Source organism: Peribacillus sedimenti (assembly GCF_046237635.1).
Classification (GTDB): domain Bacteria; phylum Bacillota; class Bacilli; order Bacillales; family DSM-1321; genus Peribacillus; species Peribacillus sedimenti.
This window is the reverse complement of the sequence record NZ_CP143547.1, coordinates 3,219,588-3,233,034: the sequence shown is the minus strand read 5'-3', so window position 1 is coordinate 3,233,034 and position 13,447 is coordinate 3,219,588. Positions and strand designations below refer to the sequence as shown.

The window sequence follows — 13,447 nt, the reverse complement described above, 5'->3', positions numbered from 1 at the left end:
CTAAGTGATTGGTTATTAGAATCATATCCAATACTTATGAAGAAGTTATGAAGATGTCTGGTTTCTCTTGTTAGGAAGCTTTATGAAGATGGCAGTTCCTTCCCCTTCTGTACTTTCTGCCCAAACCTCACCCTGATGGGCATTGACTAGACGCTTCACCACTGCGAGTCCGATCCCGCTTCCTCCCGTTTCCCTGCTTCGGGAATTGTCTTCCCTAAAAAACCGGTGGAACACTCGGTTTAAAGATTCTTGTTTGATCCCAATCCCATTGTCCTTGATGGACAATAGAATATATTCTCTATTTTCCCTTGCAGATATTGTGACGCTTCCGCCTGATGGAGAGTATTTGTATGAATTGGTCAGCAGATTCAAAAACACCTGTCTCATACGGTCCAAATCAACCGGCAGGGTAATGTATTCCGGGACTTGGACCTTAATTGTGATTCCTTTTTGTGAATATGCTGCCCTTATAGGATTAAGGGATAGGTTTACGAGTTCATATAGATTTACACGGCTTATATTCATCTGAAAATCGGGTGCATCAAAGGTATGGAGCTGTTCGATATCATTTACGAGAAAGATTAGACGATTGATCTCTTCGGTACAGGATCTTAAACGTTCAGGAGTGGGCTCCCATATCCCATCTTCAAAAGCCTCAATATGGCTTTTCAGCGTAGCCAGCGGGGTCCTTAGCTCATGGGCGATGTCAGCGGTCATGTCTTTCCGTATCCGGTCCTGTTTTGAGAGTTGAGAAGCTAATTCGTTTAGAGAGCTGCCCAATTCAGTGATCTCATCCTTGCCGCTTATTATAACGCGGGAATGCCAATCTCCCTTTATCCATTTTCTTGCGATATTTTGCATTTGGATTAGAGGGGAGGCCATCCTTTTAGCCGCAAAATGACTTAGTATAAAAACCAGTATGACAGCTCCTATTAATGTATAGAAAACTGATTCTTGCAGGGCGCGCTCCAAGTGTGATCCCAGTGAAGCAATCTCATTATTGTGCAAGGTTTCTTGCTTGAACATGTCGAGATGATAATGGATTTCAAAGGCAATAACTACGACTGCTGTTATTAATACGGTGGCCGCTATCCCAAAAAAATTCAAAGCGATACGTTTTTGCAGCCCTTTCATCATGATCGTTCACCCATGAATTTATAGCCAATGCCGAATACTGTTACAATGTAAGCCGGCTCTTTCGGGTTTTCTTCAATCTTATGTCTTAGATTCTTAATATGCTGGTCAATCACTCTTTCATCGCCATTATAGTTGTATCCTAAAACTTTTTCGACTAATTGTCCTCTTGAATATGTGCGTTTTGGATATTTGGCCAGAACCGTCAATAATTTGTATTCATTCGGTGTCAGATTAACCATTTGGCCTTTCAAGGCAACTTTCTGTTCAGCCGTATCGATTGTGAGCTCGGTATTATTAAAGGAAATACTTTCGGCCAGAAGCATTTCATCGCTCGATCTGCGCATAATCGTCTTTACACGCATAACCAGCTCCCGCGGACTGAAGGGTTTGACCATATAGTCGTCTGCACCGATCGCGAGACCGTTCAGTTTGTCGTTTTCATTTACTTTCGCTGTGAGCATAAGTATCGGCGTAGAATCTCTCCGTCGTATTTCTTTGCAGATTTCCTCTCCTGTAATATCGGGAAGCATCAAATCCAATATAATAAAGTCAAAATTCTGATCGTGGATAAGGTGCAATGCTTCATTTCCGGTTGCTGCTTCCATAGTTGCAAAAACTTCCTTCTGGAAATAGGAACAAATCACATCGCGTATCTTCTTTTCGTCATCTACCACCAATATCTTTTTCATACGATCCTCCGAGGTTTCAAAATCATTTTTTAGTGAACTTTTTCCCTAGACTGTGAATGTTTCCGTTAGAATTTACAATAAAACTGTATCATTAGTTAGGGTTAAATTATAATGAAACATTTTGGTTTTAGTGCGGATTTAACAAGAGGAGGGTATAGAAAATTGTTGAAAGAGGCTTGTGGGAAAAAATGTATTTAGTTTTTGCGTTACGTGCTATGATAAAGTGGTGATTTCGGTTGCGAGGAGCGGGAAAACATGGAGAAAAGTGTTGAAACATTCAAGGAATCAAAACATTTTAGGCTGCATCGGGTTGCTGATGGTGTGTTTGCTGCCATTTCTGTCCCGGGTACAGGCTCGGTAGGGAATGCAGCAATCATTGATTTAGGTGATAAAACGATTGTGGTTGATACCTTTACAACCATACAAGCTGCAGAGGATTTGCAGGCAGCTGCGATATCGGTGACTGGAAATTCAGCTTCTTACGTCATCAACACACATTGGCACAGTGATCATACAAGCGGGAACCAAGTGTTTACCCCGAACGCACCAATTATTTCTACAACAGCTACACGTGATATTATGGCTGCGTTCGGAGTAAATCGGATCAACGAACAGTTGACAAACCTGGAAAGTATTTTTCGGTCTTTAGACGAGCTTGAAGAAAAACTGCAAAAAGAAAAAGATAAAAAACTACAAGAGGAAATGAAGTGGGGAATTGCAAGTGATCGTGAGTACATGAAGATACTCCCCAATTTGTTATACACACTGCCTAGCATAACCTTTGATCGCGGATTGAGTATTCACGGCAGTGAGCGGAGTGTGCAGCTTTTTTCGTTTGGAGGCGGTCATACACAAAGTGATACGTTTGTGTATCTGCCTGAAGAAAAAATTGCTGTTATGGGGGATTTGGTGCTCTCAAAGCATCATCCAGTATTGAATCACGCAAATCCAAAGGAATGGTTACATATCTTGGAGCGCATAGAATCGTTGGATATTGAAATTATTATACCGGGACACGGGGAAGTTTGTTCAATGGAACAGGTTTATCAAGTAAAGGGTTACATAAAGGATATCATGACATTGGTCGCAGAAAGTATGGAATCTGATACAAACATTGACGATATTTCTGTACCAGAAGCTTATCAAGATTGGTATTTCACTACATACTTTAAGACAAATCTGAAAAAAGTATATGAACTACTCACTGCGCCAGAGCGGAGTATAAAGGTGGACTAATTCAGCTGGATAAGACAAATGTTATATGAATAATTGAAAGAAAGAAAAATGCCGGGCGCGGAATGGCCCGGCGACTGAATGGTTTATAGATTCCTAAGTTAAGAAATAGCTGCAGTTTCATACGACCTTAGAAATAAAAAACCTCAATATGTGAGTTACTTCATTTTCTTGCTATCCTGGCCGAGAGACACGGCAGGTCTTGTATTCCTAAAGATTAGCTAAAATCTTATCCGCTATACCCATATCAACATGTAACTTGCGTCGATTTAGACGTTCTTCCATTAGGAGGGAATGGCCTGTCTTAAATTGTTATTTGTGGTGTTCTTTTCAAACACAATTGAATTCTAACCATTCATTAGCTTCCTGAAAGCCAAATTTTTTATATACTGGCCTCCCCAATTTTGAAGCAACCAAAAGTATATTGGAAATACCCGTTTGTTTTGCTTCGTCGACTAATATATTCAATAGTTTAGTCGCTATTCCTTGACCACGATAGCGATCGTTAGTATACATATTGGCAATGTAGGCTCTTTTTCCGCTCTTATTGATATAGCTCGGTGGAAATTCATAAAACATGATTGCGCCGCACGCTACCACTTCTGCATGATCTTCAACCAGCCACTGTATTAAAGAACCATCATTTAGTTTATTTTTAAAGAATAGATAAAGTTCAGTATCAATTTCTGAATCGGGATTCAGCCCCTCATCAACCAATTGCTTTTTTCGCAGTTCGATTAATAAATCGATATCCTTTACAGTCGCTTTTCTGAATTCCAAAAATATACACCCCTGACATAAATTAACTTAACTATTATAGCATAGATCATTTATGTACCGAACTATGTTTGATAGGTCTCATTAAGAGACACAGCCCCCCTCAATATCAAAGGGAGTATCTTTTTCCGTTATGCTTAGGCAGGAGGGGGACAAGGCATCGTTGTAGACCGATTTTATCGCGGCATAAGCCTGTAGGATGGGTTGGACTTTGTAAGAATATAGACAAGACGGCGCTACCATCAATGATGAGGCTTATAATGAATCGTATCCTTTTAAGTCGAATTAGTAATTCATTTAAAAACAGGAACAGCGTTATTTAACTTCCCTTAAACCCTTATTATCAAGCACATCCTGAATACCTTCTTCACAGACCCCATAGGAACGCCAGGAGCAAGATTCACATACAATTTGAATGTCGGAGGGGACGGCATGCTTGTGTATTACCGACTCAATGTCTTCCCATTTCAGAATTTGTCCGATTTTAAGTCCTAATTTCTCCAGGATAATAGCATCCCTATTATAAATATGTGTACCCTGGCAGTGATAATCACCCGAATTTGGATATTTCTCACACAATTGGTCCGGTCCCGATACCAGCTGAATCCACGTCTTGGGGTTTCTTCTCAAGGTTTGGTGTATATGTGTCATATTTTGTACATACTCCCGGGAATACCCCATCCCACGATAGCCCAAAAGGCAAAAAAGATGATGTCCTCGCAGTTTATACATAGTTTTCCCCATTTCCTCAGGTTTATAAATGTTAACTGTAATGCATGGTTGGTTAACTTATATCGTTTACCATATCATAGGATATGTAATAGATTAGAAGCTTTTACCTTCTCTTTTTATTCAATGAAAAGTGTAGTTAGATTATGCTGGTTCAGGACTGTTTTACAGAATATACTCAAATAAAAATATATTGTTTCAAGATGCAAAGTTGTTTTGTCGGAGATGTTACAGCAACACTTTGGAAAAAAACGGTCATTTTAATCAGCCCTTAAAAGAGAGAGTCACCTGAAGAGATCGATCTGGTACCTGTAGCAATCCAAACAAAAACTTTGGTTTTCGTAATGGGAAAGAAACCAAATATGCGGTGTACCTTTTGCATCTTATACTTCATGTATCTGTTTTACAAGAAACGTACTGAGACTGTAATGAAGGAACTCTATTTGATATAATTTTATTGTAGTGAGTCTGAATTATTTATAAATATAAATATAGAATACTGAGGGGTTAATCTATGTCTGAATCAAAAGTTAAGGTACAAGTAAATACAAATGAATTTATCTGGGACATAAAGGAGGGACTGTTTACTTTTGATGGAGCCCCGGCACTCTTGTTCTGGGATTCTGCCATCGAACTGTTCCTGAAAACAATTGAGGAGGTATCCGGCCCCGAAGTATCAAAGACGGTTTATGAAGCGACTGGTTACCGGATGGGGCACCTGGTCAGTTCTTATTATCTGGGACGTACAGATATTGAACAGCTGCTGAAAGAGTACAGTAATATATACAGAAATGCCGGATGGGGAAATGTGACAATTGCGGAGTATTCTCTGGAAGAAAAGAGGGCCGTTGTAAGGCTGACCAACAGCTGGGAGCATCGAGTCTTCAAGCAGGCAGATAAGGAAAAGGCGGCAGTCCTGCTGCCAAGCCATTGGGCAGGAGTGTTTACAGGTCTTTTCCAACAGAATATGTGGTATAACATTACGAAAAGCCAGGTAAATGGTTGTGAATATGATGAAATAGAGATTTTCCCGTCCTCCATAACGCCTGCAAAGAATATCCATGAATTAACCAGGGAAAAGGAAAGAGAATATATCCAGGATCTGGAGAAAAAGGTACAAGACAGAACAAAAGAGTTGACGTCCCTTGTCCGTGAGCTCTCCTCTCCCATTATACCTGTATTAAATGGTATTCTGGTGACTCCGCTTATTGGAAATTTTAATGAGGAACGCCTGTCAGATTTGATGGAGAGAGCATTAATTGAACTGTCAAGCCAAAAAGCCAATTATCTCTTGATCGATCTCACGGGGATAACTAATGTAGACGTCTATACCATCAGCGGTATTCAGCGGTTAATCCAGGCAATCCGCCTGCTCGGCGGAGAGTGTTTAATCGTGGGCGTCTCGTCTGAACTAAGCATCCAGATTACCCAGTCAAAGGTAAATATGGCAGGGATCAATTCCTTTTCTAGCCTGCAGCAAGGTGTGACGTATGCGCTGCAGCAAAGCGGCTACGAGCTTTTAAAGAAGAATTAATTTGTTCAATCCTAAAGCATGATATGCTGGTATCTTTATGTCTAAAATTAGGTGAACTAGTTTTGAGGATCTGAAACTGCCTTTTGTCAGTTCCTATAATAATCATAGTAACAGTTCTGCTTAATAATGTTTGTATAGATATTTCCATGCATTATGAAAAATTTATGGCTGCTGACTCAAAGAAAGAATTTTATTGCCGATAAAAGATTTAATTGTTGACGAAGATAATAAGTTTTTTAACTCCCCATTATTGGAGAGGTATTCCCTTTAAAACAAAATGTCTTCCTGGAATTAAAGAGGTTAATCAGGCATATCAAATAGACCCTTGCCTTGTCTGTCCTGGCTCGCAAATCAGCGAGTCTTATTTATTTGAGGAGACAATGTACTTATTTACATAGGAAAGGAACATCACCATGAATAAACAAGAAAGCCGCTATAGATGGGTAGTATTTGGCACCGTCCTATTAGCCTACTTTTTAATTGTTAGCCAACGAACTGCTCCAGGTCTTATAACCGACCAATTAATGAAAGATTTTCATGTGTCCGCTTCTGTAATTGGTATCATGAGCGGCATTCAATTTTTGGCGTATGCAGGATTGCAAATCCCAGTCGGTCTATTATCCGACCGATTTGGTCCGAATCGATTTCTTATTTTTGGCGCTCTGCTTAATGGAATAGGAAGCCTTATGTATAGTCTTGCTCCTAATGAACATGTATTGATATTCTCCCGCTTATTAGTTGGAATTGGGGATGCTACCATATTTGTGAACTTGGTCTTGATCTTGAGTCAATGGTTTAAGGCACAAGAATTTGTCAGGTTATTAGGTGTAGTGGGCATGGTAGCAGGCCTGGGTTCGTTATCGGCCACCGTTCCTTTTTCCATATGGATATCGATTACCGGCTGGAGAATCCCATTCCTCAGCATAGCCATTATTTTAGTTGCATTATCCTATGTTCTTTATACTGTACTTGTATCGAAACCCAGAAAAATATTTAAAGAGCATTCCAAAATAAAGAAGACTGCTTTTAAAAAACGTGAAAGTGTCTGGACAATATTACGGCGTATTTTTTCTAGCCGCCAGGCCTGGGCCGCCTTTCTTTGCCATTTTGGAGTGGTAGGGACGTACGTAGGATTTATCGGTTCTTGGGGAGTTCCGTATGGAATACAGGTATTCGAATTATCTCGTTCAGAGGCCAGCCAGCTTATTATGTATGGCTTATTCGGAGCAATAATGGGTGGTCCTTTAATTACGTGGATTACGAGCCGTCTGGACTCGATCAAGAGAATCTACACCTTCATACATCTTATAGTCCTGATTAGCTGGAGCGGATTATTTTTTACCGGTGTAAAACCTTCGTTCATAATGGTAGTGGTTTTGCTTTTTATTATCGGATTTGGAAATGGAGCAAGTTCACTGACATTTGCTGTGGTACGAGAATCGTTCCCTATAGAACAAGTGGGAGTTGTGTCTGGATTTGCAAATATGGGAGGCTTCTTAAGTGCAGTATTATTGCCAGGATTTTTCGGTAATGTATTGGATTTATTTCCTCAACAGTCGATAGATGTTGGCTACCATTACGGATTTATCATTCCTATGCTCTTTTCTGTAATTGGACTGTTCGGTGTCATGCTGATCAAAGAGAAGAAACAGCCTGAAGCAATTTTACACGCCCATAATAATAGTTGAACATATCATTTTTTCTTGCTATACCTTGCTTTCAAAGATACAGCAAATGTACCTTTTGATTCTCATTTTTACTATATAAAAATACGAGTCAGTGAACGGAAAAGAGCGAAGCAGGTGCAGAACTGCTGCCGCTCTTTTTTTGTTGAGCAATTTTGCTAACAAACCAGTATGAACGCAATCATTATTGGTCTTACTTTCTAATAAGTTTCTGCTTTAACCTAGAAAAAGGGTAGTTTTTGCAACACCCTTCAAGTTTTGCATTATGTTTGTTTAAACCGTACATAACTTTATATTTAAGAATGTGTCGATTCTCCGCCATCTACATGAAGTACTTGGCCGGTTACAAATCGGGAATCATCTGAAGCCAGATATACAAATGTCGGAGCGAGTTCAAACGGATGAGCTACACGCTCCATTGGATTAAAGGCTCCGTATACGGCCACGGTGTCTGAAGAGAAACTGGCGGCGATAAGCGGTGTCCAGATTCGTCCAGGAGCAACCGCATTTACACGTATTCCTTGGTCTACCACGTTTTTCGCTAGGGCCCTCGTAAAACCAACAATGGCACCCTTTGTTGCTGTGTAATCAATCATTTGCTTTTCTCCAACATATGTCACCACAGATGTAGTGCCGATAATAGAGCTTCCAGCTTTCATATATGGAAGTGCTGCTCTCGTTGTATAGAAGTGTGAATAGATATTTACCTTGAAGGTGTCATCGAATTGCTGGTCTGTAATGTCAGTTAAGCGCTTTTGCTGGAATTGGATCCCTACATGGTTGCACAGAACATCCAGCCGCCCAAAAGTTCTGATTGTTTGCTCAACAATGGCGATACATTGTCTTTTATCCCGCAGGTCCCCGGGCATTAATAAACAGCGACGACCTAGCTGTTCAATTCTCATTTTAGTACGGTTGGCGTCCTCATGCTCATGTAAATAAGCGATTGCTACATCCGCACCTTCTTTAGCAAAAGCAATAGCTACGGCAGCCCCAATTCCGCTGTCTCCTCCTGTTATGAGTGCAACCTTGCCATTTAATTTACCGCTTCCCCTGTAATTAGGGTTCTCGATGATTGGGCGGGGCACCATTAACCCTTCAATACCGGGATGAAAGAGCTGGCGCTGCTCCGGTAAATTTATTGGGATTTCTTTATAACGTGTGATTTTTCCATAATTAGGGTACATCGGGTATGGATGCGCTACTTTGTTAGCCTCAAAGGCTTGCTGCAGCTGTTGAATTTGCTGCAGCGTCATTTGATCCTGGCCCATCATAACGTTGTTGTCTTGATATTGTGCCTTTTGATAAGGGGGCGAATGATAGTCAGACATCTGATAGGGCGGAGTCTGGTTTGGCTGTTGTGGCTGGTACATAGGCTGTACATCCATGTGCATCATTTGATCCATTGAATCCATTTCATCAAATACATTGGTGTCAGATATTGCTCGATTTTCTTTTTCTTTATCCACGGGAGTCCTCCTGGTTTACATACTTTCTGTTTACCGTATGTGGGGCAGGAAATGGGTGTGCATGTTCACCAATGAAGCGAATGACAAAAGTCAGCATGATCATCCGCTAAAGTCTTTCACCGGAATTATGGTGATGGAGGTACTGGCTCCATATGCAAGAGACCTGAATAATGTAAGAGGAAGATTAAATGGTAAGGGGGAGATTGCTGTGCAGTTTGAATTTAATCCAGAAGTAAGGCTTTTGCTGGTAAACCATTCCGATGCTAAAGTAAGAATGATCTATGACGGCCATGCTTGGCCCATGTCGGAAATAGGATGGAGACCGCCGTTCTACACCAATCCTCGTTATGGGTTTAATTATCCGATCATTTGAAACACAGGGGTATATTGTTATAGGAATATTAAATGTATTTTCTTTGGGAAAATCCAAGAAACTGCTAAACCAAAGTTTCTTGGATTTTTTGTTCTATTATATTAGTTATTAGACGCAAATAGATAGGGTAGTCAATTGGCTGGTTTCCTAGTTCAAAGTGCATACAGATGTTTCTTATTTATAATTTTGTTTTTTAAAATTATTTAAAGCCAGATAAATTTCTTCGATCTTGTTTGCAGGCAATGGAGGATTGAACAGGTAACCTTGTCCATTATGGCAATTAAACTCCTTAAGAAAATGCAAATGGTTTTCTGTTTCCACACCTTCAGCCACAACAGTCAGATTTAAATTTATGCCTATATCAATAATGGATTTTACCACGGCTAAATCCCTGGGGTCCTGTAATCCGCCGCGAATGAAAGTCTGGTCTATTTTCAGAGTATCCACCGGAAGTTTCGTTAAAAGACTTAGAGAGGAGTAGCCGGTACCGAAATCATCTATTGAAACGCCGACACCCATTTCTTTAAGCTTGGCCAAGATCGGAAGCACTATATGAACATCCTCTATAACGCTTTCAGTAACTTCTACTTCAAAATTTTTTGGTTCTATCTCAGTTTTTACGAGGCACATTTTGATATACTCAGCTAAGTTACTATACTGAAACTGTTTTTGGGATATATTTACAGATACTTTGACCAGTGGATAACCTTTCGTTTCCCACTCTTTTAGCTGATTTATTGCTTCCTTGATGACCCAATTGCCAATTTCTATTATTAATCCTGTTTCTTCGGCAATGGGGATAAAATCCATTGGGGATACATTTCCAAGTAAAGGATTTTCCCAACGAATCAGTGCTTCAAGCCCCTTGAGCTCTAATGTTGTAAGATCCATCTTTGGTTGGTAATGGAGAGTGAATTCATTGTTTTCAATGGCTTTTCGAAGCTCTGTTTCAACCTGAATTTTATGATCTTGCTGTTCCTTTAAATCCTTAGTAAAGAGCTGAACATTATTTTTACCCGCTTGTTTTGCTGCGTACATAGCCATATCCGCAAAATGAATCAGTTCAGTCAGTCCACTGTCGGAAGGGTAGTGGCTAACACCTATGCTGGTTGTAATAAAAACTTCATTGCCTTCAATGATATAAGGAACTCTTATTTGTTCGACAATCTCTTGGGCTATGAGAAAAGTTTCTTCTTTCGTTTTGTCAACGATTAGTACAATGAACTCATCTCCGCCTAAATGGAATACAGAGATGGATTGATCTTCAAATAACCGTAATGTCTCAGCAATATTCTGTAAAAGAAGATCACCAACTCTATGCCCAAATGCGTCATTTACCTGTTTTAACCTGTCCATGTCCATAAATAAAACCGAGGCAGAAATGGAAGGTTTTATTCCGGCAAGTTTAATTTCCAGGCTTCTTCTATTAGGCAGATTGGTTATTTCGTTATGGCTTGCCAGGAAATCAATATGTTGTTCCTTGTTTTTAAGGTCGGTTAAATCCCGTACAACGCAGACTATTTTATTCGTCTCTGCTACTTTAGTAAGTGTAAGCTCTTGGGGAAATTTTGTACCATCGATCCTGCTTCCAAAAATCTCGCCCCTCCAGTGTCCTTCTTTATGTAAAATGGGCAATCCGTTAGTTATAATGTTATGTAGCGCTTCCTCATCATAGCAATAATGCCATGTTTTATTTAGCAGTTCCTCTTTTGTTAAACCGTACATAGAGGCATGTGCCTCGTTAGCAAATACAAATTGGCCTGATTCATCTGTAATGCCAATTCCATCCACGGATGAATCCAAACCATACGAATATTCAATCAGCGTTAACTCAGTTTGGCTTAATTTCTTATCTTCACGTTGTTGCTTCATAATGTATCCCCTTTTAAGCCGTATTCATTAATTTATGTGTTTGAATTCATTATCGGTTGAGAAAGTGGAATATAAAGAGGATTGGTAAAATTTATACAAACAAAATCCAGCAAAATTGAAAAGAATTGAGTTACATTCTGAAAACAGTTTTACTAGAACATATTTTCAAGTAAGAGTACTCCTTAGTTATTTCCTTTATAAAATATTCTTGATTACTGGTTAAATCTGGTTTATTTTTAAAGTGTTAGTCATTATAGCCGATGCCGCTGGATTCATTAAGGGAAATTATGCTGCGATGCCTCATTTACACGTGCAATATGCCGAATTCTACAAAGACGGAAACTACCAAAATACTGATGTAGCTGTAACGGAAAGAATTATAACAAGCAGAGGGTATGCAAAATAAGAGTTCGTGATTGAGGTCCCTATGGAAATTGGGAATCTTAGAGTCGAGCTCCAAAACAGAAAAACTGGCTCTGAAGCTATCCAGGGAACAATAGGAATAACACATTGTTTGATAATATGGATTGTCTTTGGGACTCCTGATATTGATTCAAAACATCACAGAGGAAAGGCTCAGTCAATTGTACATATAGGGGGTGATATACATTGGAAATCTTAATTAAGGAGTTGCCAAAATTCGAGATAGCGTTTATTCGACGTGTTGGAAGTTACTTTGAACCACAAGACCATTGGACAAAGCTGACACAATGGGCCATTAGAAATGGACTTTTTCCACCACAGCAAAATTTTATTGGAATATCATGGGATAACCCCGATCTAATAGATAGCAAAAATTGCCGTCATGATGCCTGTGTTACAATTCCCGCAGGTTTTGATAAAGAAGCACATAGTCATATGCAATTCAGAACGATAGATGGAGGGCTGTATGCTTTGTACCCATTTTATGATGTACCTGAAAAGTTAAACAGTGCATATCAATATATGTTTGGAGAGTGGCTGGCAAATAGTGAATTTGATCCAGATTATAATAGAAGTAACCTGGAGTTTAGCATGAATAATCCCGCCGAAGATCCAGAAGGGAAATGTAAAATTGATTTATTTGTAGCGATTAAAAAAAGATAGATTAGCTAAAAGACTATAACAAAGCTTTTTTTAATCCAATTAGAATTTTTATGAATGATTATTCATTCATTATTTGACTCTGTAAAGATATAACAGTGAGCGAATAACAAAATACATAGTAAAGGAGTTATTTTCATGAGTGAAAAACTAACATTATCTGAAATCATGCAGGAGACTGTGACGCTATTTAATGAAAATCCAGCACCTATTTCAGGAGTAAACCTTACCTGCCAATTTAATATTACCGGGAAAGAAGAGAAATCATTTCAGCTGCAAATCCAGGATGGAGCGGCAAAAGTAATGGAACAGAGTGATATTAGGGCAGATTGTTTACTGATTATGTCGTTCGAAAACTTCCGCCGTTTTCTGATAGGTAAACTCAATGGAACAACAGCTTTTATGACTGGAAAATTAAAGATTAAAGGTGATATCACAAAAGCCATAAAATTAGAAACGATTCTGAAGCAATACAACTTAAATGAGGTACTGCAGGGAAGTAGATGATTAAAGGGTTGAGAGCTACTATAGTAGCTTTTTTTTTAATGCATGTTGTTGAGCAGATGTGGTATGGAATACTGCTTCGGCCTCAGCATTTTCAACGATTTCGCAATGACAGTTTCGTGTATTTTTTTCTATATATCGATACCACGAGCATAAACAAGCCTGTAAGACTATGCTGTAAAATTTTGAATATATTTATTTTCATATTGCTTATTTAACAATCTTCTAATCTGTTGGAAGGGCGTCTCCGCCATATCCTTTGAGGGAAGGATCAGATAGGCTGTTTTGTTAGCGCCTCATAAAAGGTCTTCTATATGCGAACTAAATGCTTCCTCACCCCCTTGCAGTATAAGGTTCATATG

At 39.3% G+C, this 13,447-nt stretch carries 12 protein-coding genes; 6 read left to right on the top strand and 6 right to left on the bottom strand.

The features are described from left to right. Window positions 1-45 precede the first annotated feature (45 nt). Both V1500_RS15935 and V1500_RS15930 read right to left on the bottom strand, forming a co-directional pair. Window positions 46-1,137, bottom strand: a complete 1,092-nt coding sequence (locus V1500_RS15935; protein ID WP_409300710.1) for a sensor histidine kinase — start codon at window positions 1,135-1,137, stop codon at window positions 46-48. Continuing rightward, window positions 1,134-1,826: a response regulator transcription factor gene (locus V1500_RS15930; protein ID WP_409300708.1), complete on the bottom strand. Its 693-nt coding sequence runs from the start codon at window positions 1,824-1,826 to the stop codon at window positions 1,134-1,136. Before V1500_RS15930 ends, V1500_RS15935 begins: the two co-directional genes overlap by 4 nt. 255 nt (window positions 1,827-2,081) lie before the next feature. Between V1500_RS15930 and V1500_RS15925 the strand changes: the two genes are divergently transcribed. Continuing rightward, window positions 2,082-3,062 (top strand): MBL fold metallo-hydrolase, encoded by a 981-nt coding sequence (locus V1500_RS15925; RefSeq protein ID WP_409300707.1) that lies wholly within the window; start codon window positions 2,082-2,084, stop codon window positions 3,060-3,062. Between the two features lie 327 nt (window positions 3,063-3,389). On the opposite strand, the gene V1500_RS15920 is transcribed toward V1500_RS15925, so the two are convergent. Together V1500_RS15920 and V1500_RS15915 are read right to left on the bottom strand one after the other, a co-directional pair. After that, window positions 3,390-3,839 (bottom strand): GNAT family N-acetyltransferase, encoded by a 450-nt coding sequence (locus V1500_RS15920; RefSeq protein WP_409300705.1) that lies wholly within the window; start codon window positions 3,837-3,839, stop codon window positions 3,390-3,392. Window positions 3,840-4,151: 312 nt separating this feature from the next. Continuing rightward, window positions 4,152-4,568: a DUF1284 domain-containing protein gene (locus V1500_RS15915; protein ID WP_409300703.1), complete on the bottom strand. Its 417-nt coding sequence runs from the start codon at window positions 4,566-4,568 to the stop codon at window positions 4,152-4,154. A gap of 511 nt (window positions 4,569-5,079) precedes the next feature. On the opposite strand from V1500_RS15915, the gene V1500_RS15910 reads away from it, so the two are divergent. Together V1500_RS15910 and V1500_RS15905 are read left to right on the top strand one after the other, a co-directional pair. Further along, window positions 5,080-6,099, top strand: coding sequence for an STAS domain-containing protein (locus V1500_RS15910; protein WP_409300701.1), 1,020 nt, complete (start codon window positions 5,080-5,082; stop codon window positions 6,097-6,099). A 413-nt stretch (window positions 6,100-6,512) separates the two neighbouring features. Next, window positions 6,513-7,787: an MFS transporter gene (locus tag V1500_RS15905; protein ID WP_409300699.1), complete on the top strand. Its 1,275-nt coding sequence runs from the start codon at window positions 6,513-6,515 to the stop codon at window positions 7,785-7,787. 293 nt (window positions 7,788-8,080) lie between these two features. Here the strand turns inward: V1500_RS15905 and V1500_RS15900 are convergent, their stop codons facing one another. Next, window positions 8,081-9,055 (bottom strand): SDR family oxidoreductase, encoded by a 975-nt coding sequence (locus V1500_RS15900; protein WP_409306015.1) that lies wholly within the window; start codon window positions 9,053-9,055, stop codon window positions 8,081-8,083. A 259-nt stretch (window positions 9,056-9,314) separates the two neighbouring features. Between V1500_RS15900 and V1500_RS15895 the strand changes: the two genes are divergently transcribed. Next, window positions 9,315-9,626 carry a hypothetical protein gene (locus V1500_RS15895; RefSeq protein ID WP_409300697.1) on the top strand — a complete coding sequence of 104 codons (312 nt, stop codon included), beginning with the start codon at window positions 9,315-9,317 and terminating at the stop codon, window positions 9,624-9,626. A 174-nt stretch (window positions 9,627-9,800) separates the two neighbouring features. Here V1500_RS15895 and V1500_RS15890 read toward each other — a convergent pair whose 3' ends face one another. After that, on the bottom strand, window positions 9,801-11,498 hold the full coding sequence (locus V1500_RS15890) for a putative bifunctional diguanylate cyclase/phosphodiesterase (RefSeq protein WP_409300696.1): 1,698 nt from the start codon (window positions 11,496-11,498) through the stop codon (window positions 9,801-9,803). A 609-nt stretch (window positions 11,499-12,107) separates the two neighbouring features. On the opposite strand from V1500_RS15890, the gene V1500_RS15885 reads away from it, so the two are divergent. Together V1500_RS15885 and V1500_RS15880 are read left to right on the top strand one after the other, a co-directional pair. Further along, entirely contained in the window at window positions 12,108-12,584 is a 477-nt protein-coding gene (locus V1500_RS15885; protein WP_409300694.1) for a GyrI-like domain-containing protein, read from the top strand. Between the two features lie 135 nt (window positions 12,585-12,719). Next, the gene (locus V1500_RS15880) at window positions 12,720-13,088 is read left to right on the top strand and encodes an SCP2 sterol-binding domain-containing protein (protein WP_409300692.1); all 369 of its coding nucleotides are present in this window, start codon (window positions 12,720-12,722) and stop codon (window positions 13,086-13,088) included. The last annotated feature ends 359 nt before the right edge of the window (window positions 13,089-13,447 follow it).

Bases quoted from the DNA above. Each gene is read 5' to 3' on its own strand.
- V1500_RS15935 (WP_409300710.1), bottom strand. From the start codon at position 1,137: ATGATGAAAGGGCTGCAAAAACGTATCGCTTTGAATTTTTTTGGGATA.
- V1500_RS15930 (WP_409300708.1), bottom strand. From the start codon at position 1,826: ATGAAAAAGATATTGGTGGTAGATGACGAAAAGAAGATACGCGATGTG.
- V1500_RS15925 (WP_409300707.1), top strand. From the start codon at position 2,082: ATGGAGAAAAGTGTTGAAACATTCAAGGAATCAAAACATTTTAGGCTG.
- V1500_RS15915 (WP_409300703.1), bottom strand. From the start codon at position 4,568: ATGTATAAACTGCGAGGACATCATCTTTTTTGCCTTTTGGGCTATCGT.
- V1500_RS15910 (WP_409300701.1), top strand. From the start codon at position 5,080: ATGTCTGAATCAAAAGTTAAGGTACAAGTAAATACAAATGAATTTATC.
- V1500_RS15905 (WP_409300699.1), top strand. From the start codon at position 6,513: ATGAATAAACAAGAAAGCCGCTATAGATGGGTAGTATTTGGCACCGTC.
- V1500_RS15900 (WP_409306015.1), bottom strand. From the start codon at position 9,055: ATGGGCCAGGATCAAATGACGCTGCAGCAAATTCAACAGCTGCAGCAA.
- V1500_RS15895 (WP_409300697.1), top strand. From the start codon at position 9,315: ATGTTCACCAATGAAGCGAATGACAAAAGTCAGCATGATCATCCGCTA.
- V1500_RS15890 (WP_409300696.1), bottom strand. From the start codon at position 11,498: ATGAAGCAACAACGTGAAGATAAGAAATTAAGCCAAACTGAGTTAACG.
- V1500_RS15880 (WP_409300692.1), top strand. From the start codon at position 12,720: ATGAGTGAAAAACTAACATTATCTGAAATCATGCAGGAGACTGTGACG.